This is a genomic window from Cryobacterium algoritolerans (assembly GCF_004402785.1).
In the GTDB taxonomy this organism is placed as follows: domain Bacteria; phylum Actinomycetota; class Actinomycetes; order Actinomycetales; family Microbacteriaceae; genus Cryobacterium; species Cryobacterium algoritolerans.
In genome coordinates this window covers 202,926-223,092 of the sequence record NZ_SOFP01000047.1, presented here as the reverse complement: position 1 = coordinate 223,092, position 20,167 = coordinate 202,926, and the positions used below count along the sequence as shown (strand labels likewise).

The following is a 20,167-nucleotide window of genomic DNA, read 5'->3' as shown; positions in this document are numbered from 1 at the left end:
TCCTCACGCGGGAACGTACGGCGGACCTCCATGGACGCGCACCAATTCGCCGAGGTTCCAAAGTCTCGGGGGGAGTGGCGTTTGGGAACGGTCTGCGCGACATCTCCGCTGGCCAGCCGGGTCGGTAAGTGTTGGAGGACGTATGTCTGCCCACCCGTCCGCTATCGTTGCGGCATGCTCCCTATCTGTGATTGCAGACCGGGCTGACTTCTTCAGCTAGCAGGTCCTCATTCACTGAGCGCAAAAACCGCGCCATTTCTCACGGAGCTCAACCATGCCCGCAACGACTCTGTCCGCGACCTACGCGGATGTTCTCAGACTCAAACACGTCCCCTTTGTTTTCTCGAGCGCCCTCACCGGACGCTTCGCATATCCTCTCGTCGGTCTGCCTCTCCTCTTCGCTATAGAAGAATCGACCCAGTCCTTTTCCGCTGCCGGTATCGCCGTCGGCGCCTATGGGGCTGGTGCCGGTTTCCTCGCGCCAGCCAGGGCCCGCCTCATCGATCGATTCGGTCGCCGCCGTGTCCTCCTCCTGCTCAGCAGCGTTTTCGGGTTGAGCTTGGTCGCTCTCGCACTACTCACGAGGTCGGGCGCACCGATCTGGTTATGCGTGACCGTGGCCGGTCTCCTCGGCGCGTTCGCTCCACCGCTGGGCCCGACAATGCGGGTCGCATGGGCATCGTTGACCCCGACTCCTGTCCTCCTGAAGAAGGCTTTGAGTCTGGACGCAGTCCTGGAGGAGTTGCTCTACCTTGTCGGACCCGCCTTGTCCGGCCTGCTCTTGGTCATCATCCAGCCAAGTACCGCCCTACTCATCCCTGCCGCACTGATCCTGGTCGGGACCGCACTGATGATGTCTTCTCCCACGATGGCCGCGACCCCGGTCGACGCGTCAAGCACGGACGCAGCCAGCGCTGCGCCCCTGCTCACGGAGCCGCGGTTCATCGCGCTACTCCTGCCCGTGCTGGCAGCCGGCCTTGTGGTCGGCACCGTCTACGTTGCGGTCCCGGCCATGATTGCCACCCTCGGCAATGCCGCAGCTGTGGGGTTTGTCCTCGCCCTGTTCGCGGCCGGCAGCGCCGTTGGAGGCCTTGCCTATGGCGCTCTACACATCACGGTGTCCTCGCAGCGCCAACTCGTGATCCTGGCGACGTTGTTCATCATGGCCTCCGCCGGTGCTGGCCTCGCGACGTCGACGATCTCCCTAGGACTGGTTATCTCGGCCGCTGGACTCTTCCTTTCCCCGGTCATGATCGTGGCGTATTTCGCAGCCAACGATTTTGGTGGGACGACCCGCCAGACCGAGTCAACAACGTGGGTGAACACCGCACACAACGTCGGTGCAGCGGTCGGGAGCGCGCTCAGCGGCTTCCTCGTCGAGAGCTGGGACGTGAGTTCAACTTTCCTCACGACAGCAGCGGCAGCAGCCGTCTTCGTCGCGCTCAGCGCCGGCATCTCCGCGAGACTCTGGCGACGACCCTCCTCCTAATTGAATGATGGCAGGAACCTTTACGGGGCGATTAGGACCGCTGGGTCAGCTCCGTGCCGCCCGATCTGTCGAGCCGATGCCGATTGCGGCAATTATGCCCGCTGGAAGCGCCAGCAGAAGCCCGACGAATGCGGTGAAGGTGCTGCTCTGCGCGAGCCCCAACGCGATGCCGACGATGGCCACTCCGACTGCTGAGCCCAAGCCGCCCGCGACTATTCTGGCCGCGCTCTCGCGGACTAATCTCCGGTCAACCAAGGCGACTGAAAGAGCCCCTCCGAGCACAGACAAGGCTGCAACCACCAGGCCAACCGCGCCGAACTGCGTGGCACCGTTCAAGACTGCGCCGGGCGTCAGATATGCCCGCCAGTCGGGGTTGCCGAAGACCGAAAATCCCAGGAAGACGATTGCACCTAAGAGGAAACCGCTCGGTAGTGCTGCGATCAGAATGACTCGGTAGCGCCGGGTGAGTTCCATGCCTGCAGTCTCCTGCATCGGAGCGACAACGTCTTCATTCGGGCTGAACCCGTCCGCGAGAGCGTCCGCCATATCAGTCCAAATGCCAACCCCGACCGGGCGGGGTCATCCCTTCGTTGCCGCTCTTCGGGGCAATGGGTACTTCGTTTCGAGGTTTGTGGAATGTGGATTAGTTGGCGAGGTTGGCGTTCATCATGTCGATGAGCTTCTGAGCGGCAGGTGCGCGAGGGCCGGCTGCACGCCAGATGAACTCGAGGCGAGAACGCGGTGCTGAACCCGTGAGCGTCACTGCATGTAGATCTTCGTATTCGGGCACCATCGACTCGGTCAGAACGGCGACACCGAGTCCGCGGACTGTGAGCCGGGCGATCGCATCCGACGTGCTGGCTGCGCAGGTGATGCGGGGAGAGATTCCTGCGCGTTGGCACCCGTCATCGAATGCTGAGCGGATGCCTGTTCCCCTCGGCATAGTGATGATCGGATACTCCTCAAGCTGGCTGAAGGCGATCTCGCTTCGGCTGAAGAGCGGATGGGCTTGGGGCACCGCAGCGACGAGCATGTCATCGACGAGCACGTGAGACGCCAGGCCGTCGGGCAATTTGCCGGCGACACCGACGAGCGCGAGATCGAGGTGGCCCTTCAGCACGTCTTCGCTGAGTGCAGTCGAGTAGTCCTCGGTGAGCGTGAGGCTAACGCCGGGATAGGTGTCATGGAATTGCGCGAGCAGGTCGAATACGACCGGGATGCTGCAGGCGGTGACCATTCCGATTCGCGCATGACCGCGAATGAGGTTGGTCACCTCATCCACTGCGAGTCGCGCGTTCACCACAGCGGCGATCGCGGCGCGGGCAAACGGCAACATCGCCGCGCCCACCTGCGTCGCCTGCACCGCACGGCCGGAGCGGTCGAGAAGTTGTTGCCCGACCTCACGTTCGAGTTGTCGAATCTGAGCGCTGATACCCGACTGGCTAACCAGCATCCGCTCTCCGGCACGGGTGAAGCTGGCCTCCTCGACCACGGCCACAAGATATTCGAGTTGACGAAGTTCCATAACCAGAGATTCTAGTTCCTAGTTTTACTAGCTGTTTTACTTCTGTTGGCGGGCGCGAGAACATGGGCTGACCGAGAACGAAAGAGAGTACTCACCATGGCCAATTCCGACCGGGCACTCGAGCCTGAAGACATCACCCGCATGTTCGTCGAGCGAGCCAACGCTCGCGATGCGGCGGGCGCTGCCGCCCTATACGCCGCGGACGCTGCCCTGGCCTTCCCCCCGGGACAGATCACCGTGGGACGTGACGCCATCCGCGAGCTCTACGAAACACTCTTTGCGGATACTCCACGCTTTGAGCAAGAGGCCCCGCTGGTTACGCTCCGCAGTGGCGATTTGGCGCTCACCTCCACCCCTCCCAAAGATGGCGGTGGTGTTCGCGTTCAGGTCGTTCAGAGGCAACCGGATGGATCATGGCTGCGGATACTCGACTACCCGGAACTCGGCCGCGTCACGGAAAAGTGACTGTGCCCCGAAACCGCCCAAGGTTGCTGACGCACCTCAACGAACTTCCAAAGGCCGAACGACGCGACACCTAGGTATCTTCGAACACGTCGGCGGCGTCGACACCCATGCCCGCCAAGGTCCTGACCCTATGTTACGGTTTTCGTACTAGATGGAGGTAGGTCATGGACGTTGTGGTATTTGGTGCCGCCGGCGCGACTGGGCTGTTGACCTGTCGGCAGGCTCTGGCGGCGGGGCATCGGGTAAGGGCGGTGAGTCGCAGGCCGGACCGGCTTCCGTTGCCGAGCAACGAGCGTCTCGTTCAGGTTCGCGCGGATGTGGTCTCGGGCTCCGGCGTCGCGGCTGCTGTCGCGGGCACTGATGCCGTGCTCTCAGTAATCGGCTCGTCGTATCAGCGACGAGAGGTCACCGTGTATTCACTCGGGGTGCGCGCGATCGTCTCGGCGATGCGTTCCGATGCGCGTGGGCGACGCCTGGTCGTAGTGAGCTCCGGGCTCACCTACCCTCCGCCCCCGATGAACTGGTTCGCCGACCACGTTCTGTTCCCGTTCCTGCGCGGCGTGCCCGGGCGCACGTTGTATGCGGACATGCGCGCGATGGAGGAGTATCTGCGTGGCTGCGAGGACATCGAATGGACCGTGATGCGTCCTGGACGGCTGTTCGATCGCAACGCGGTGTCCGACTATCGGGTCGATCTCGATCACCCGACACAGGGCTACACATCGCGCGCCGACCTTGCAGCTGCGATGGTCGCGGAACTCGGTCCCCGCGGCGACGTCCACGCTGCGGTCGCGCCCACCACCCGGCGATGAGCCTCGATATCAATCGTCTGGTCCGAAGCCTTCGCATTGAGCTGGGCATCCTCAACGACCGCATCGCGGAAGCGGCCGGACTGAACCCACGCGACCTCGACATCCTCGACGTGATCGACCGGGAGGGGCCGTGCACACCCGGATACCTCACCGCTCGCACCGGCGTGCGAGCCGCCACGCTCACGGGCGTGCTCGTGCGGTTGGAGGCAGACGGTTGGCTCAGTCGGTCGCGCAACCCGCACGACGGCCGCTCCGCCCAACTCAGCGCGACGGGAAGATTCGATGAACTTCACGACGGCTTTGCCAGCGCCGATGAACAGGCTCGACTGGTCGCAGCCTCGCTCGACCCGAGGTCACGACAATCGATTGCCACGTTCCTCGAACAGATCGTCCAGGTCGCCCGCGTGGCCAGCGACACGCTGGGAAACCAAGCGCATGAGAGTAGAACCTGACCGCCCCAGACCCGGTAAGCATCGGCGACGGCCGAGAGGCGTTTCATCGCCACGGATTTCCGCGCCGCTGTGCGTGACGAGCGTCGTGTCCTCGACTTCGAATCCGGCCGCGGAGGGATTCCAGCGCAATGCCGTTCCTCGCTCCAGAATGAGTTCGGTGAGGCCGCCCTGATGGTGGCGCCTGCATTCATCCCGGTCGACACCGCGGGCGCCGCAGCCGGTCACGCTTTGTTCCGCGGCGCAACAGCACAGCTCAAGGGCGCTTCTTGACCCTGCGTCGATAGGACACGCTCGATGCTCAGACTCAGACCCAGACCCAGACCCAGACCCAGACCCAGACCCAGACCCAGACTCAGACCCAGGCGCAGGCGACCAGCTCGCAGCACCTGAGACTCGGCCTCTCGAATTCCGGGCGCCGCATTAGCCGGACCTCCATCGGGAACAGAATGAGGGCCGCTACTCGGGGTCGATGAGTACAGACGACACGGTCTTGGTTCGCGCGGTCCAGACATCAGATTTCGCCGAGTGGGCGGGGCTGTATCGGGAATATCGAGCTTTTTACGCACTGTCCCCTGATGAAAGCATTGTTGAACGTGTCTGGACTTGGATCAACGACGGCGCGCATGAAGTCAATGCCTTCGTTGCCAGTTCCGGGGATCGCCTCGTGGGACTCGCGCACTATCGACGATTTGCCCGCCCCTCCACCGGCAGCGTGGGAATCTTCCTCGATGATCTGTTCACGTCCCCGAACACTCGCGGTTCCGGCGTCGGGCGGGCGCTACTCAGCGAACTCTCCTCATTGGCCGACGGTGAAGGCAGCTCAGTCGTCCGCTGGATCACGGCGGAGGACAACACTCGCGCCCGGCGCCTTTATGACTCGACCGCCACTTCGACGAAATGGGTCACATACGACCTGACGCCGGGATCGCTTTGAACGCCTGATAGCCGAACCACTTGCGGGCGGCATGAGGGTGGAAGGCTCGAATAGGCTTGTGGCACGATCGCGCGGGAGGGAGCGTCGGATGATCGACGGTATGCCGGGCAGACGCATTGTCGGGCTGGATCTTGCCCGCTTCGTTGCGATTGTGGGCATGTTGGCGACCCACGTGTGGCTCTACGCTGACCTCGCGACCGGCGAACAGGCCTGGTTCTCGGGGCAGTTTCGGGGTCGCGCGTCGGCCCTTTTTGCGGTGCTCGCAGGCGTTGGAATTGTTCTGTCGACCCGGACTCCGCTCCGCCAGGGTAAACGGATGTCGGCACGGTGGATGGTTGTGGGGCGGGGGGCGGCCCTCATCGTGATCGGCCTGACACTGGATCTGCTGCAACCGCCGATGCTGGTGATCCTGGTGTCCTACGGTGTGATGTTCTGGGTTTTGGCAGTGGCGCTCACCTGGCGGCGCCGGGTACTCGTGGTTGTGGGCGTCGTCAGCGTTGTCGCGGCTCCTGTGCTGGCGTATTTCGTGGCGCTGTGGAGCCGAATAGGCGACGTGACCGAGGCGGACAATCCCAGTTGGTTCAATCTCGCTGACCCCCTGCCACTACTTCGCGGTTTGCTTTTCACCGGCATCTACCCCGTCACGATCTGGCTTGTCTACGGGGTGGCGGGGATGCTCCTCGGGCGCTCCCTGCTGCGAGCTCAGAGCGTGCCTGAACTTCGTGTCGTTGCGGTTCGGCTCCTGGCAATAGGCGCAGGGGTCTGGGCCCTCGGCGTCGTCGCGGCCACTGTGGCGCACCACGCGCTGGGCGGGATCTATGCCGTCGTGATCGATCGCGGCCGCATCGGCAGGCCGCTCGGAGACACCCCGATCTACCTCCTCGGCGCAGGCCCCCACAATGGAACCACGTTCGATCTGCTGCTCACGATTGGTTTCGCCGTGACGACGATCGCACTGCTCGTGCTGCTCGGCACCGTGCTCAGCCCATTCGCGCTGCGCATGCTGAGCCCCGTGACCGGGGCAGGAAGCGCCCCGCTCACGGTGTATTCGGCGCACGTCGTTCTGGTCTCATCCGTGGTGATTCTCCTCACCGGGAAACCCTATGGGGCCCTGACCGATCGTGATTGGGCGGCGATCGGTACTCCCTGGTGGATCTCGAGCGGAGTGTTCTTCGCCGCGAACGTGGTTCTGGCCCTGGTGATAGGCGCAACCCTTGTTCTGCTCGCGAGGCGGGGCCCGCTTGAGGCGTTCGTCATCTGGGCAGGACGAAAGACTGCGCGCGTCGACGGTTCCGAAAACAGCGCCATGCTTCTTCGTTCAAATCCAGACCGCCAGACCCGATGAGTCCCTGGCCCGAAGGAATACCCACTTCGACGTCAACCAGTTTTTTTGATCGACCGCGGAGCTTCAGCTTCTGCCTACCGCTAGTGAAGAACTGCTTCGAGCTCCGATAACGTGGGCGCGTCACGACCGACAAGAAGGAGCGCAATGCCGCCCACGCTCAGCTCGAGGAATCTGCTGTGGACAGGGATAGTCCTCGCCGTCGTTGGCCTGGCCGCCCGGCTGTATCTCATGTCGCTGGTGTTCGTGCTCTGGGGGAACGACGCACTGAACAATCCGGCGCTGCACTGGACGCAGATACTTCTGGCTCAAGTTGCGTTCCAGCTCGGGCTCGCGCTCATCGCCTTCTTCTTCGTCGTCCGGGCAATCGAACTCAATCGCGTGGCCGGCAGCACGCCAGCGAACGGCTCGGTGCACGAAGGCACGGCTACGGATGCCGCGTCCGCTCACCGCGCCCTGGTGAGAATGTTCTGGACTGGTGTCGCCTTTGTCGTGCTGGGGCTGATCCTGCAGGAGTCGCTGGCGCCATGGCAGTATGACCTGTCGGGTACGGCGGATGTCGGAGGCAGTCTTGCCCGCGACATCCTTTGGCTGGTGGGGGCGCCGCTCGAAGCGGTGGCCGTGCCGTTTGGGATCCTCCTGGCCGCCGGATCGCTCGTCCCTCGCACACTCGAGCTCGCGAACGCCGAGCGCTCCCTTCGCTGACCACTGGTGGGGCGGAGGATCATGTTCACACCATGACCGAACTGGCGCCCGCCCGTCATCATGGTGCTGTCGGTGGCAAGGACTGACGGGAGCGCCGGGTACTCCACGGATGGGTTTGCCCTCTCGGCGAAGGGACGGGTGGCGATCTCCGAACGATGAATGCACCATACGGACTAGACACTTGCGAGCAGTGGTTGCTGACAATCACCGGCTCGGGAATTCCCATGGCGCAAGGCAAAGCCAGCCCAGCGTCGTGACCGAGCATGTTTACACTTAGTCGATGCTCTCCCACGACGGCGCCCTCCCTCATCGTCCACGCCGCGTACTTGTTGCGGGCGTCTCTGGCTCGGGAAAGACCACTCTAGCCACGCGGATAGCTGTCATAACGGGAGGGCCACACACTGAAATCGACTCGCTATTCCATGGCCCGAATTGGGTTCCTCGTCCGGAATTCCTTGACGATGTACGGGCCTTTATCGCTGCCGCTTCCTGGACGACAGAGTGGCAATACGGCGCCGCTCGGCCAATGCTTGCCGAGCGTGCGGATTTGCTCGTATGGCTGGATCTCCCCTTCATGCGAGTGACGCTTCCTCGAGTGATCCGCCGCACCATCCGTCGCCGGGTTCACCGTGAGAAATTGTGGAACGGCAATGTCGAGGCACCCTTCCGCACGTTGTTCACCGACCGTGAGCACATTGTGCGGTGGGCTATCTCGACCAGGCGGAAGTACGACGTGCTGGTGCCGCTGCTGGAGTTGGAGTACCCACACCTCGTCGTGGTTAGGCTGCGATCGCAGAATGACGTCGAGCGCTGGCTGGCCGGGGCGCTCAGCGCAGCGATCCGGTCGTCGCATCACCGGCACACCGGCCGGGATTGAGCCCCTTTGCGCCTTCGAATGCCGGTTTGTCTCCAACCCATCACAGGTGATCTGCCCGCGACGCCGACGCGATCCGGCTCCCCTGATGTCGGCAGCAGGACTGTCCGCGGACGAGAGATCTTCTTGAGCTGAATCCGCTGAGGCGGTGCCGGTCGTCTACGGCCGATACTCTTTCGGCGGCGGCGATGTTGGCAAGTCGCCTGGGGCAGCTCGGCCTCCGAAAGTCATGGTGGCGATCGAGGACAGCCCGGCACCGATGCCCTTGGCAAGGAAGGACAGGATTGCCCCCAGTATTTGCCATAGGCCAGTATGGCCACGTGACTTAGTCATGCGGTGCCCCGATCTCCAGGTCGTGTGCGTCTCGGCGTCGAGAGCCTGCACGATCGCGCGGCTACTTCGCGGCGCGCACTTGTCTCTCTACGAGGGTGACCAACGCGTATCCAATGGACACAAGTACAAGATCGTCTTCACGTCTTCACTGCAACCAGTTCCGACGCTGCTGAAAGGGCGTGACATTCTCCCCTCACGCGTGGGCTCATCCGCTGTCCCGCAGGACTGACCCTCACGGACGCAGATTCGGCTCCAATTCGAGACTCGGGGGAAGCAGCGCTTCATCCCTCTGTGGGATTGGGAAGAGTGCAGCGTCATGCGAAGCTTGGCGACGTGAGTGAAAAACTCGATGGCGGATTCGATGGCGGCGCGCTTCTAATAGATGGAACCGTGCGCCGCGTTCCCGGCACGTGGACCCCGGCCGTGAACGCCCTCTTGCAACATCTGGCCGATAAAGGGTTTATCGGGGCACCGCGCCCGCTCGGGAGCGATGCACAGGGTCGGACTGTCGTTAGCTTTCTCGAGGGTGCGACCGTCGGTAACGCCCGCCCGTGGCCGCAGTGGACGCACAGCGAAGAAGCGCTCCTGGACGTCGGCGACTGGCTCAGGCGCTACCACTCAGCAGTCGCCGACTTTGTCCCGCCCGCAGACTCCAAATGGCGCGCAGGCCAAGTATGGGAGCCTGGCCTGATCATCGGTCACAACGACGCGGCACCCTACAACGCAGTCTGGAATGAAGACGGACTGGTGGGTTTCGTGGACTGGGACATGGCCGGCCCAACCACGCACGCTGGGGACCTTGCCTGGGTCGCATTCTCCTGGGTCCCGCTCCACGCTCGACAGCTCGTGCTGGAAGAAGGATTTACTGCCTTCGGCGAGCGGCGGGCCCGCCTCGAGTCCTTCCTTCGGGCCTACGAGTGGGATGGTACTGCCAACGATGTTCTGGAACTCATCCGTCAACGAGTACAGAGGCAACTCGACATCATCCGGTCAGTGGCGGCTGATGGCGATGTGACCTACCAGCGGATGCTCGCCCACGGAGTCGACCGGAATCTGAAAGCCGCGTTGAGCGATCTCAGCACTGTTTGACACCTCGTCACAAATCCAGCGTCATCGCATCGCTACCGTCGGGCGGTGACGACGGTCCCCGTTGGTGATGTCCCTTCCGGTTACCGACGGAACTGATTCACTTCCGTGTAGAGCACGAACCCACTCACGGAGAAGCCGCCGTCGGGCGCGTCAGATTCTGATTGACCGTCCCCGAGATCGATTGCTTCGTCGGGCACGACGGCCTGGATGATCGAGCCCATAGGGGTAAGTCCGGCAGCCTTCTCGAGTGAGTCCCATCCGTCAGCGTGTGCCAACTCGTAGAGAGCGGCACCCAGATGGTTGACCGTGGATCGGGCATTCAACTCGGACTCGCCCGGGCGGTTCTCCAGGAACTTCAGCCGCCCGGCCTCGAGGACAGCTTCCTCATCGAGAACCCCGTAGTCCGCTCGTTGCAGCACGCTGAGGAACGAAACAGGCTGTTCGTCGTCTTCATCGTCCTCTTCGTAGTCCTCGACGTCGTCCCATTCTTGGAGTTCTCCAAAGGGACCGGAGTTTCCGGTGACTTCGAATTGGGCAGTGGCGTAAGCGACCGCCGCCCGTTCGACGGCAGCGTTCTGGTCGCTCATCTTGGACCAGGGTGTCCCTAGTTCCGCATTCGAGAAGAACTCGATGTGCGCGGAGATCGCCGCGAGCAGTTCACTCCCGGCGGACGCCAATCTCGTTCTCGCTGCAGCTGTCCATTGAGTGTCTTCGTCGCTGTCGTCGTCGCTCATTATTTGAGGCTAGCGGTTGGATTGGCCCACGAGCACTCGCGGGAGTCCTTCTCGCTGATTAACCCTCTGCGGGAACCGATGTTCACCCTGCGGACATTTCTCCATACCTGAGATCGTCCCGTGGAGGGTCGGCGGGCACCGAGCGTAAGGCTAGGCTCATGTCATGACTTTCAACCGTTCCTCGTGGTGGTGGCTGCGCTAGCAGCCGGTTGAAGCATGTTCACGGGCTGTACGCAGCTCGTGGACCTCGGGTCCGGACTTCGTACAGCCCTCCTATTTCAAGGAGTGCAAAGTGGAATCCCTTACTGCCATGGCCGAGCGTTCGGCTGTCGTCGCCCGAGATGTTGACGCCCATCCGGAGCGTTTTCGCGTGCTTACTGGTGAGCGACCGACCGGCCTGCTTCACCTCGGCCACTATTTCGGCACCATCATTGAACGTGTCAGGCTTCAAGAGGCTGGGGTCGAGACGGTTCTGGTCTTGGCTGACTATCAGGTCATCACCGACCGGGACACGATGGCGAACGTCCGACAGAACGTCTACAGCGCCGTGCTCGACTACCTCGCGGCGGGCCTGGATCCGGAAGCAACGACGATTTTTACGCACTCGTCAGTGCCGGCCCTGAACCAGTTGATAATTCCGTTTCTGAGTCTGGTGACGGAGGCCGAGTTACGTCGGAATCCGACCGTGAAGTCGGAGCTCGCGTCCTCGAATCGAGCCCTGAGTGGTCTTCTTCTCACCTACCCCGTGCACCAGGCCGCTGACATCCTTTTCTGCAAGGGGAACCTCGTCCCTGTCGGAAAAGATAACCTGCCCCATGTGGAGATGACACGTGTGATCGCGCGCAGATTTAACGAACGATATGGAGATGTTTTCCCCGTGCCCGACGCATTGATCACAGCGTCGCCGGAGATCCCCGGGCTGGACGGTCGCAAGATGTCAAAAAGCTACGGAAACGCGATCGCCCTGTCGATGACCGAGGATGAAACCGCGGCAGCCATCCGGAGAACTATCACCGACATTGACCGTCTGATCTCCTTTGATCCGCAGAGTCGACCAGGCGTCTCGGCACTCCTCTCGACGGCTGCGCTCTGCCTCGGCAAACGACCGGAGGAAATCGCGGCGCAGATCGGGGAAAAAGGCAGCAGCGAACTGAAGCGTCTAACGACCGATGCGGTCAACAGCTTTCTTGCTCCCCTCCGAGCACGACGTGCCGAACTGGCGCAGGATTCAGGGCTAGCTTCCGAGGTGCTTCGACGTGGCAATGATCGCGCGAACTCCATTGCTGCCACGACGCTGGACGAAGTGAGAACCGCTATGGGCACCCTCTACTGATTTCACCATGCCTACCTCAGTTCGGCTTGAGGACGAGAGCCAACGCGAGGCCCGCAAGCGGAACCCTGTATCGGACTCGTGGGAATTGAGAGGTCACACGGATATATCGACACCATGACTGGCGGACGGATGATTTCGTGGGTTGGCAGGCACCAGGTCGGGCTCAGCCTCGCAATGGTCCTGCTCTGGCTGGCAAACGCAGCGATCCAGGCAATTGCGATCGCGAACGGAGACACGGGAGCCAACGGAGGGCATGTTTTTAGTCTGGTTCTCGCTCTCCTGCTAGCCGTCCTCTCAGCTGCCAGCGCGGTCGTCGCCTTGACTGCCAAGAAGAAGAAGACCGCGAAGGAGCAGCCGCATCGAGCTGCCCCGTAAGCCGGACCTCCAACGGGAACGGTCCCGCGGAGACTAGACCAGCATCACCTACCCATGCAGAATAGTCGCGTTTGACCTGTCCGGAGAGAAGTCGCGCTCAGGTGCGTCAACTGCGACAGGCTGAGGCCCGCATTCATGTTACGGCCGCGCAAGACAGTGGCATGGCTCTCAACGGGCTTGGCGGCCGGTTTGTCCGAACTAGGTGGCAAAAGTCCGATCTGGACTGTCACGCGACAAGATGTGCCCCCAGGCAGATTCGAACTGCCGCCCCTGCCTCCGGAGGGCAGTGCTCTATCCCCTGAGCTATGGGGGCCAGGGAAAATACTAGGTTATCAGCTTCCTGACCCCCAGCGGTTCGCTTCGGCCCCGATCGGGCGCTCGGCGTGGCCGCGGACGGTGGTTGCGGTGACCGATCGACTACTGGAGGTGCGAAAGTGCCGCCGACATGAGCTGCTCGGCGTCGCCCGGCTCTCCGAAGACCGGAGAGCTGAGGGTGACCCAGTACTTGTCGGTGAAGACCTGCGCTTCACCGTTGCCGCCCTTGGTCGTGAAGAAACCGGAGACCGGCGCGGAACCGTAGCTGGGAACTGGATTGCTGGCGGCGATGGCCTTGTCCGTGAGCGAGGTCATCAGCGTGGGGTTCGGCAGGGCCACAGAAAGCTCGATGATCTCACCACTGGTCTGGTTGAGCAGGCCACACGCGATGCCCTGGTAGGACAAAGCCGTCTTGGCGGTCCCTGACTTTGCCGTGAAGCCTGGCGCGGTGCTGTAGTTCGGGTTGAACGCATAGACGTCGTCGGGGGTGAGCAGCTGGGCACAGGTCAGCCCGACCGCGGCGCCGGCAGGCGTCGGTGTGGGCGTCGGGGTCGCGGTCGGGATGGGGGTCGCGCTCGGCGAGGCGCTCGGCGTGCTGCTGCCCGAGGCCGAGGGCGTTGCCGCGGGGGAGCATCCGGTCAGCGCCCCGAGGGCGAGACTGCCGGTCGCGAGGACAAGGCCGGCGCGCAGGCGCCGGCTGCGGAGGAGAGAGGGCGAGAAGGAGTCAGTCACGCGTTGACCTTACCAAGCAGGGGGCAGATAACCGGGCCGGTAAGCTTGATTTCCGTGACCCCCGCCGAGCTTTCCGAATCCCTGTTCGCCCTGATCCAGCAGTTGGGCGAGCGCCGACGCCAGTCGGGAAGCGAAACCATCCTCGATCTGGCCCCCACCGACGTCACACTCGAGCGCCCGCGCAACCGCGACCACGGTGACTGGTCGTCCAGCATCGCGATGAAGATCGCCAAGCCGCTCGGATTCTCGCCCCGGGAGATCGCCGCGCAACTCGCCGAAGGCCTCGAGGCCCTCCCCGACGTCGCCTCCGTCGAAATCGCCGGCCCCGGCTTCATCAACATCCGCCTCGAGGCCGCCGCCGCCGGCGCGCTCGCGAAAACCATCGTCGAAGCCGGGCCGGTCTACGGCACCGGCCACCTCTACGACGGCATCAAGATCAACCTCGAGTTCGTCTCGGCCAACCCCACCGGCCCCATCCACATGGGCGGGGTGCGCTGGGCGGCTGTCGGCGACAGCCTGGCCCGGGTGCTCAAGGCCGAGGGCGCGGATGTCACGCGCGAGTATTACTTCAACGACCACGGATCTCAGATCGACCGTTTCGCCCGCAGCGTGCTGGCCGCCCACCTCGGTGAGCCCACCCCGGAAGACGGTTACGGTGGCGCCTACATCGGAGACATCGCCGACCAGGTCGTCGCGAAATTCGCCGGCAACCTCGCGGCGCTGCCCAGGGATGAACAGCAAGAGGTTTTCCGGCAGATCGGCGTGGACCTCATGTTCACCGAGATCAAGGAGAAGCTGCACGGCTTCGGCGTCGACTTCGACGTGTACTTCCATGAGGACTCCCTGCACGAGTCCGGCGCCGTCAACCGCGCCATCGCGCGCCTCCGCGAGCAGGGCCACATCTTCGAATCGGATGGGGCCATCTGGCTGCGCACGACCACGTTCGGCGACGACCGCGACCGCGTCATCATCCGCTCCAACGGCGAACCGGCCTACATCTCCGGCGACCTCGGCTACTACCTCGACAAGCGTGAACGCGGCTTCGACCAGAACCTGATCATGCTCGGCGCCGACCACCACGGCTACGTCGGCCGGATGATGGCCATGGTCGAGGCGTTCGGCGATGTGCCCGGCGTCAACCTGCAGATCCTGATCGGGCAGATGGTCAACCTGCTCAAGGGCGGCGAACCGGTGCGGATGAGCAAGCGCGCCGGCACCATCGTGACCCTCGACGACCTCGTCGACGCCGTCGGCGTGGACGCCGGCCGGTACTCGCTCGTGCGCTCCAGCAGCGATTCGCAGCTGGACATCGACCTGGACCTGCTCGGCAAGCGCACCAACGAGAACCCCGTCTTCTATGTGCAGTACGCCCACGCCCGCACCCAGTCGGTTGCCCGCAACGCGGTCGCCGCCGGTGTGGACCGTTCGGTATTCGCCCCTGAGCTACTGACACACGACAGCGAATCGGCGCTGCTCGGGGTGCTCCAGGAGTACCCGCGTGTCGTCGCCCAGGCGGCCGAGCTGCGCGAACCGCACCGGATTGCCCGTTACCTCGAAGAGGTCGCCGGGTACTACCACCGCTGGTACGACGGCTGCCGGGTCATTCCGCTCGGCGACGAACCGGTGACCGAGCTGCACCGTACCCGGCTGTGGCTGAACGACGCCACCGGCCAGGTTCTTCGCAACGGCCTCGGCCTGCTCGGTGTCTCCGCTCCGGAGCGCATGTAATGGCGGACCGGGCGGCACGAACCCGTCGTCGCCGCGGGATGAGCGCGATCGTCATCGCCAGCCTCACGGTGCTCGGGCTCATAGCCGCGTTCTTCATCGTCGACGCGGGAGCCCGCAGCTACGCCGAAGGGCGCGTCAAGCAGGAAATCGCCGACAACCTCCCCGACACCGTCACCGGTGACGTGAGCGTCTCCATCGGCGGCATCTCCGTGATCGCCCAATACCTGTCCGGCAGCTTCGAGCGGGTCGCGCTGACCGCGCCGGCCCTCTCCGTCGACGGCGTGGCGGCCTCCGTGCGGGTCGTGGCCACACAGGTCCCGATCGACAAGGGCAAGCCCGTTGGCGACGTTCGCGGCGTCGTCGACCTCGACCAGTCCGCACTGAACACCCTGCTGCGCAGCTCGCTGGCCGCGGATGCCCCCGACGCCAAACTTGCGCTGGGCAGCGGTGAGGTGCACTACGCCGGCAGCCTCTCCGTGCTCGGTTTCCCCATCGGCTACGAGGCCATCGCCACCCCCACCGCCGTCGGCGACTCGCTGTTGTTCGCGCCGAAAAGCGCGAAGGTCACGACCGGCTCCGGAAGCATCGATGCGGTGGAGATCCTTCCTCTGATCGTCGGTCAAAAGCCGGTCCGGGTCTGCGTTGCGAAGTACCTGCCGGAGGGCGTCAGCCTGGCCGGAGTGAACGTCACGCCGGAGCGGGCGCGGATCACGCTTGAGTCCAGCAGCCTGCTGCTCACCCGCAAGTCACTCACCACGCTCGGCAACTGCACCGCCGGCTGAACCTGAACCGTCGGCTGAACCCGACGGCCGGACCAGACGCCGGGCCAGACGTCGGGCAGGCGGCTCGCGGCTCCCCATCGCGGCGTCACACCGATTCGGCGCATCGCTCAACCGGTCGCTAGAATTGACGCAGGTCCCCGCTCTTCCCGCGGCGGCATCTTCACTGGCTTCAGGGACCAACCCGGGTTCGCTCGCCACTCAGTGAGACACCCACTCGACTTTCCCGTGAGGTTTTCACCCGTGGCCACCAACCCGCTCGCCCCCGACTGGCTCGGTCGGCCCGACGACGCCAACGCGCTCGCCGCCGGCCTGTGGCCATCCTCAGCGACCCGCGCCGACAACGGCGAACTCGTCATCGGCGGCTGCAGCGCCGGCTCACTGGCCGCACGGTTCGGCACTCCGCTCTACGTCGTCGACGAAACGGATGCCCGCACCCGCGCGGCCGAGCTCCGCACCGCCTTCGAGGCCGAGTTCGCGCGCATCGGCACAAGCGTTCGCATCTACTACGCGGGCAAGGCCTTCCTCACCACGGAGTTCGCCCGCTGGATGGTCAGCGAGGGGCTGAATATCGACATCTGCAGCGGCGGCGAACTCGCCGTGGCGCTCGCGGCCGGAACCCCGCCGCACCGGCTCGGCTTCCACGGCAACAACAAGTCCCTCGCCGAGATCGACGACGCCTGCCGGCTCGGCGTCGGCGCGATCGTGATCGACTCGCCGCAGGAGATCGGGCGGGTCGCCGAGGCCGCCGCCCGGCACGGAATCGTGCAGGCCGTGCGCCTCCGGGTCAACAGCGGCGTGCACGCACACACCCACGAGTTCCTCGCCACCTCCCACGAGGACCAGAAATTCGGTGTCGTACTCGAGCACGCCCCGGCGCTGGTCGCCCGCATCCGTGCGGAGGCGAGCCTGCGCTTTGTCGGTCTGCACTGCCACATCGGCTCGCAGATATTCGGCGCGGACGGATTCGCCGAGTCAGCGTCCCGCCTGCTGGCCGTGCACGCCGCACTGCTCGTCGGCGGCCCGGTGCCCGAACTCAACCTCGGCGGCGGCTTCGGAATCGCCTACACCTCCGCCGACCGGCCCACCCCTGTGGCCGAGCTCGCTGCCCGCCTGGCCGACATCGTGGCCTCGGAGTGCGCCGAGCGCGGCATCCCCGTTCCGGTGGTCGCGTTCGAGCCCGGCCGCTACATCGCCGGGCCCGCCGGGATCACCCTGTACGAAGTGGGCACCACCAAGGCGGTCGACGTATCGGGCAACCCCCGCCTCTACGTGAGCGTGGACGGCGGGATGAGTGACAACGCCCGATTCGCCCTCTACGGCGCCGACTACTCGGTGCGGCTGGCCGGACGGGTCTCCGCCGCCGAACCCGTGCTCGTGCGCATCGCCGGCAAACACTGCGAGAGCGGCGACATCGTCGTCGACGCCGACTATCTCCCCGGCGATGTCGCACCGGGCGACCTCGTCGCCGTGGCCGCGACCGGCGCCTACTGTTGGTCGCTGGCCAGCAACTACAACTTCGTTGGCCGCCCGGCGGTCGTCGCCGTGCGTGACGGTGAGGCGCGGCTGCTCGTGCGCGGTGAGACCATCGCCGACCTCCTGGCTCGCGACGTGGGGGTCTCGACAGGCTCGACCACCGGGGGCTTGACTACCGGGGGCTCGACCACCGATCAACCGAAGGAGTCCATCCGATGATCGAATACCGCAATCTGCGCGTCGCCCTGCTGGGCGGCGGCTCCGTCGGCGCCCAGGTGGCCCGCCTCCTGCTCGAACAGAAGGAGGAACTCGCCAACCGGGTTGGCGCGAGCCTCGAGCTGGTCGGCATCCTCGTGCGCGACCTTGACGCCGAGCGCACCGTCGACCTGCCGCGCGAACTGTTCACCACCGACGCCGATTCGCTGATCCTCGGTGCCGACGTCGTGATCGAGCTGATGGGCGGCCTCGAGCCGGCGCGCAGCTACATCCTGATGGCGATCAACTCCGGCGCGGATGTCGTCACCGCCAATAAGGCGCTGTTGGCCACACACGGCCCCGAACTGTTCGCGGCCGCCGACCAGGTCGGTGCCCAGTTGAACTACGAGGCCGCCGTCGCCGGCGCCATCCCGATCGTGCGCCCGCTGCGGGACAGCCTCGGCGGCGACCAGGTCAAGCGCATCCTGGGCATCGTGAATGGCACCACCAACTTCATCCTCGACCGGATGGACACCGATGGGGATACCCTGGCGGAAGCCCTCCGGCTCGCCACCGACCTCGGCTACGCCGAGGCCGACCCGACCGCCGACATCGGCGGCTACGACGCCGCGCAGAAGGCCGCTATCCTGGCCAGCCTCGCGTTCCACACCAACGTTCCGCTGGAAGCCGTGTACCGCGAGGGAATCACCTCCGTGACCCCGGCGCAGATCGAATCCGCCAGGAAGGCCGGCTACGTCGTGAAACTGCTTGCGATCTGCGAGCGGCTCGTCGACGCCGGGACCGGCAGGGAAGGTGTCTCCGCCCGGGTCTACCCGGCCATGGTGCATCGCAGCCACCCGCTCGCGTCGGTGCACGGCGCCAACAATGCGGTCTTCGTCGAGGCGGAGGCGGCCGGCAGCCTGATGTTCTATGGGGCGGGCGCCGGGGGAGTGGAGACGGCCTCCGCAGTGCTCGGCGACCTCGTTTCCCTGGCCAGGCGCCACATCGCCGGCGGCCCAGGGGTCGCCGCGTCCAGCCACGCCGACCTGCCCGTGTTCTCGATCGACAGCATCACCACCCGGTATGCTGTCACGCTCGAGGTCACCGACGAGCCGGGCGTGCTCGCCACGCTCGCCGGTGTGTTCAGCGACCACGGGGTCTCGCTCGCCCTGGTCGAGCAGTCGATGACGCCCGCCCAACCGGGCACGGCCAGTCATGCGGCCGTGTCGTCCACGGCTACCCTTGTCATCGGAACGCACGAGGCAACGGAAGAGGCACTCGCCGCCACCGTGAAAGACCTCGCCGAGAACAAATTCGTCACCAATGTCGCATCCGTTTTGAGAGTTGAAGGAGTCTGATGTCCAGCGAACGAGAGTCCTTGGCGCAGTCGGCCGTGAAGACGCAGTCCCGGCAGTGGCGGGGAGTGCTGCGTGAATACGCGGACCGCCTGAACATCACGGATGCCACACCCATCATCACCCTCGGCGAGGGTGGCACCCCGCTCATCCCCGCCCCCGCACTGTCTGCCCGCACGGGCGCGCAGGTCTGGGTCAAGTACGAGGGCATGAACCCGACCGGATCCTTCAAGGACCGCGGCATGACCATGGCCATTTCGAAGGCCATGGAGGACGGCGCCAAGGCCGTCATCTGCGCGTCCACCGGAAACACCTCCGCCTCCGCCGCCGCCTACGCGACCCACGCCGGGATTCAGGCCGTCGTGCTCGTGCCGGAGGGCAAGATCGCCATGGGCAAGCTCAGCCAGGCCATCGCGCACAACGCGCAGTTGCTGCAGGTTCAGGGCAACTTCGACGACTGCCTCGACATCGCCAGGGAGCTGGCCGCGAATTATCCGGTGCACCTGGTGAACTCGGTCAACCCCGACCGCATCGAGGGCCAGAAGACGGCGGCGTTCGAGGTCGTCGAGGTTCTTGGCGACGCCCCCGACATCCACATCGTCCCGGTCGGAAACGCCGGCAACTACACCGCCTACACCCGCGGCTACACGGAAGAGCTCGAGCGCGGCGCCACCACGAAGCTGCCCCGGATGTTCGGCTTCCAAGCCGCCGGCAGCGCCCCGATCGTGCTCGGCCACCGCGTCGACCACCCTGAAACCATGGCAAGCGCGATCCGGATCGGCAACCCGGCCTCGTGGGACCTCGCGCTCACGGCGCAGAAAGTCACGAACGGCTACTTCGGAGCCATCACCGACGAGAAGATCCTCCAGGCCTACCGCATCCTCTCCGCTGAGGTCGGCATCTTCGTCGAGCCGGCCTCCGCGATCAGCGTCGCCGGTCTGCTCGAGCGAGCCGAAGCCGGGCTCATCCCCGCCGGCGCCACCGTCGTTCTCACGGTGACCGGCCACGGCCTGAAGGACCCGCAGTGGGCACTCCGCACCGCGGACGGCTCCGACGTCAAGCCGACCATCGTGCCGGTCGACACGGCCGAGATCGCCAGCGTCCTCGGACTGGTCCACAAGTGAC

General features: G+C 64.7%; 20 protein-coding genes and 1 tRNA gene. 16 read left to right on the top strand and 5 right to left on the bottom strand.

Going from position 1 to position 20,167, the window contains the following annotated elements; genetic code table 11:
• Positions 1–274: 274 nt before the first annotated feature.
• Positions 275–1,489 carry an MFS transporter gene (locus tag E3O19_RS11020; RefSeq protein WP_134567543.1) on the top strand — a complete coding sequence of 405 codons (1,215 nt, stop codon included), beginning with the start codon at positions 275–277 and terminating at the stop codon, positions 1,487–1,489.
• A 45-nt stretch (positions 1,490–1,534) separates the two neighbouring features.
• On the opposite strand, the gene E3O19_RS11015 is transcribed toward E3O19_RS11020, so the two are convergent.
• Complete coding sequence (locus tag E3O19_RS11015; protein ID WP_134567541.1) at positions 1,535–1,963, bottom strand: CHRD domain-containing protein; 429 nt, start codon at positions 1,961–1,963, stop codon at positions 1,535–1,537.
• Positions 1,964–2,132: 169 nt separating this feature from the next.
• Positions 2,133–3,014: a LysR family transcriptional regulator gene (locus tag E3O19_RS11010; RefSeq protein ID WP_134567539.1), complete on the bottom strand. Its 882-nt coding sequence runs from the start codon at positions 3,012–3,014 to the stop codon at positions 2,133–2,135.
• Between the two features lie 96 nt (positions 3,015–3,110).
• Between E3O19_RS11010 and E3O19_RS11005 the strand changes: the two genes are divergently transcribed.
• The 8 genes from E3O19_RS11005 (at position 3,111) to E3O19_RS10970 (ending at position 10,020) form a co-directional block, all read left to right on the top strand.
• The gene (locus tag E3O19_RS11005; RefSeq protein WP_134567537.1) at positions 3,111–3,479 is read left to right on the top strand and encodes a YybH family protein; all 369 of its coding nucleotides are present in this window, start codon (positions 3,111–3,113) and stop codon (positions 3,477–3,479) included.
• 164 nt (positions 3,480–3,643) lie between these two features.
• Positions 3,644–4,291 (top strand): NAD(P)-dependent oxidoreductase, encoded by a 648-nt coding sequence (locus E3O19_RS11000; RefSeq protein WP_134567535.1) that lies wholly within the window; start codon positions 3,644–3,646, stop codon positions 4,289–4,291.
• A complete protein-coding gene (locus E3O19_RS10995) occupies positions 4,288–4,743 on the top strand; it encodes a MarR family winged helix-turn-helix transcriptional regulator (protein WP_134567533.1) in 456 nt (151 codons plus the stop codon). The genes E3O19_RS11000 and E3O19_RS10995 overlap by 4 nt, the downstream gene beginning before the upstream one ends.
• A 469-nt stretch (positions 4,744–5,212) precedes the next feature.
• The gene (locus E3O19_RS10990; protein WP_134567531.1) at positions 5,213–5,677 is read left to right on the top strand and encodes a GNAT family N-acetyltransferase; all 465 of its coding nucleotides are present in this window, start codon (positions 5,213–5,215) and stop codon (positions 5,675–5,677) included.
• An 88-nt stretch (positions 5,678–5,765) separates the two neighbouring features.
• A complete protein-coding gene (locus tag E3O19_RS10985) occupies positions 5,766–7,022 on the top strand; it encodes a heparan-alpha-glucosaminide N-acetyltransferase domain-containing protein (protein WP_166804540.1) in 1,257 nt (418 codons plus the stop codon).
• A 144-nt stretch (positions 7,023–7,166) separates the two neighbouring features.
• Positions 7,167–7,724, top strand: coding sequence for a hypothetical protein (locus tag E3O19_RS10980; protein WP_134567527.1), 558 nt, complete (start codon positions 7,167–7,169; stop codon positions 7,722–7,724).
• Between the two features lie 580 nt (positions 7,725–8,304).
• Positions 8,305–8,601 (top strand): hypothetical protein, encoded by a 297-nt coding sequence (locus E3O19_RS18690; protein ID WP_338145095.1) that lies wholly within the window; start codon positions 8,305–8,307, stop codon positions 8,599–8,601.
• Positions 8,602–9,237: 636 nt separating this feature from the next.
• Positions 9,238–10,020, top strand: a complete 783-nt coding sequence (locus E3O19_RS10970) for a phosphotransferase enzyme family protein (RefSeq protein ID WP_198413895.1) — start codon at positions 9,238–9,240, stop codon at positions 10,018–10,020.
• A gap of 80 nt (positions 10,021–10,100) precedes the next feature.
• Here E3O19_RS10970 and E3O19_RS10965 read toward each other — a convergent pair whose 3' ends face one another.
• The gene (locus E3O19_RS10965) at positions 10,101–10,754 is read right to left on the bottom strand and encodes a hypothetical protein (protein ID WP_134567523.1); all 654 of its coding nucleotides are present in this window, start codon (positions 10,752–10,754) and stop codon (positions 10,101–10,103) included.
• A gap of 292 nt (positions 10,755–11,046) precedes the next feature.
• Here E3O19_RS10965 and trpS point away from each other — a divergent pair, with 292 nt between their 5' ends.
• Together trpS and E3O19_RS10955 are read left to right on the top strand one after the other, a co-directional pair.
• On the top strand, positions 11,047–12,087 hold the full coding sequence (gene trpS, locus E3O19_RS10960; protein ID WP_478213370.1) for a tryptophan--tRNA ligase: 1,041 nt from the start codon (positions 11,047–11,049) through the stop codon (positions 12,085–12,087).
• A gap of 129 nt (positions 12,088–12,216) precedes the next feature.
• Entirely contained in the window at positions 12,217–12,462 is a 246-nt protein-coding gene (locus E3O19_RS10955; protein WP_134567521.1) for a hypothetical protein, read from the top strand.
• Between the two features lie 241 nt (positions 12,463–12,703).
• Here the strand turns inward: E3O19_RS10955 and E3O19_RS10950 are convergent.
• Positions 12,704–12,775: transfer RNA gene (locus E3O19_RS10950), tRNA-Arg, on the bottom strand.
• Positions 12,776–12,879: 104 nt separating this feature from the next.
• The gene (locus E3O19_RS17820) at positions 12,880–13,509 is read right to left on the bottom strand and encodes an iron ABC transporter ATP-binding protein (RefSeq protein WP_166804539.1); all 630 of its coding nucleotides are present in this window, start codon (positions 13,507–13,509) and stop codon (positions 12,880–12,882) included.
• Positions 13,510–13,563: 54 nt separating this feature from the next.
• On the opposite strand from E3O19_RS17820, the gene argS reads away from it, so the two are divergent.
• From argS to thrC, 5 genes are all read left to right on the top strand, one after another.
• Positions 13,564–15,237: an arginine--tRNA ligase gene (gene argS, locus E3O19_RS10935; protein ID WP_134567515.1), complete on the top strand. Its 1,674-nt coding sequence runs from the start codon at positions 13,564–13,566 to the stop codon at positions 15,235–15,237.
• 38 nt (positions 15,238–15,275) lie between these two features.
• Positions 15,276–16,019, top strand: a complete 744-nt coding sequence (locus tag E3O19_RS10930; RefSeq protein ID WP_166804538.1) for an LmeA family phospholipid-binding protein — start codon at positions 15,276–15,278, stop codon at positions 16,017–16,019.
• Between the two features lie 240 nt (positions 16,020–16,259).
• Positions 16,260–17,711, top strand: a complete 1,452-nt coding sequence (lysA, locus tag E3O19_RS10925) for a diaminopimelate decarboxylase (RefSeq protein WP_134567512.1) — start codon at positions 16,260–16,262, stop codon at positions 17,709–17,711.
• Positions 17,708–19,045 (top strand): homoserine dehydrogenase, encoded by a 1,338-nt coding sequence (locus E3O19_RS10920; protein WP_134567510.1) that lies wholly within the window; start codon positions 17,708–17,710, stop codon positions 19,043–19,045. The genes lysA and E3O19_RS10920 overlap by 4 nt, the downstream gene beginning before the upstream one ends.
• On the top strand, positions 19,045–20,166 hold the full coding sequence (gene thrC / locus E3O19_RS10915) for a threonine synthase (RefSeq protein WP_134567508.1): 1,122 nt from the start codon (positions 19,045–19,047) through the stop codon (positions 20,164–20,166). The genes E3O19_RS10920 and thrC overlap by 1 nt, the downstream gene beginning before the upstream one ends.
• The last annotated feature ends 1 nt before the right edge of the window (position 20,167 follow it).

What these genes read in the sequence shown, in the direction of transcription:
- thrC (WP_134567508.1), top strand. Translation starts at nt 19,045, where the DNA reads ATGTCCAGCGAACGAGAGTCCTTGGCGCAGTCGGCCGTGAAGACGCAG.
- E3O19_RS10985 (WP_166804540.1), top strand. Translation starts at nt 5,766, where the DNA reads ATGATCGACGGTATGCCGGGCAGACGCATTGTCGGGCTGGATCTTGCC.
- E3O19_RS11010 (WP_134567539.1), bottom strand. Translation starts at nt 3,014, where the DNA reads ATGGAACTTCGTCAACTCGAATATCTTGTGGCCGTGGTCGAGGAGGCC.
- E3O19_RS10965 (WP_134567523.1), bottom strand. Translation starts at nt 10,754, where the DNA reads ATGAGCGACGACGACAGCGACGAAGACACTCAATGGACAGCTGCAGCG.
- E3O19_RS11020 (WP_134567543.1), top strand. Translation starts at nt 275, where the DNA reads ATGCCCGCAACGACTCTGTCCGCGACCTACGCGGATGTTCTCAGACTC.
- E3O19_RS10995 (WP_134567533.1), top strand. Translation starts at nt 4,288, where the DNA reads ATGAGCCTCGATATCAATCGTCTGGTCCGAAGCCTTCGCATTGAGCTG.
- E3O19_RS10920 (WP_134567510.1), top strand. Translation starts at nt 17,708, where the DNA reads ATGATCGAATACCGCAATCTGCGCGTCGCCCTGCTGGGCGGCGGCTCC.
- E3O19_RS11015 (WP_134567541.1), bottom strand. Translation starts at nt 1,963, where the DNA reads ATGGAACTCACCCGGCGCTACCGAGTCATTCTGATCGCAGCACTACCG.
- E3O19_RS11005 (WP_134567537.1), top strand. Translation starts at nt 3,111, where the DNA reads ATGGCCAATTCCGACCGGGCACTCGAGCCTGAAGACATCACCCGCATG.
- E3O19_RS10930 (WP_166804538.1), top strand. Translation starts at nt 15,276, where the DNA reads ATGAGCGCGATCGTCATCGCCAGCCTCACGGTGCTCGGGCTCATAGCC.
- E3O19_RS10990 (WP_134567531.1), top strand. Translation starts at nt 5,213, where the DNA reads ATGAGTACAGACGACACGGTCTTGGTTCGCGCGGTCCAGACATCAGAT.
- E3O19_RS10980 (WP_134567527.1), top strand. Translation starts at nt 7,167, where the DNA reads ATGCCGCCCACGCTCAGCTCGAGGAATCTGCTGTGGACAGGGATAGTC.
- E3O19_RS10955 (WP_134567521.1), top strand. Translation starts at nt 12,217, where the DNA reads ATGATTTCGTGGGTTGGCAGGCACCAGGTCGGGCTCAGCCTCGCAATG.
- E3O19_RS11000 (WP_134567535.1), top strand. Translation starts at nt 3,644, where the DNA reads ATGGACGTTGTGGTATTTGGTGCCGCCGGCGCGACTGGGCTGTTGACC.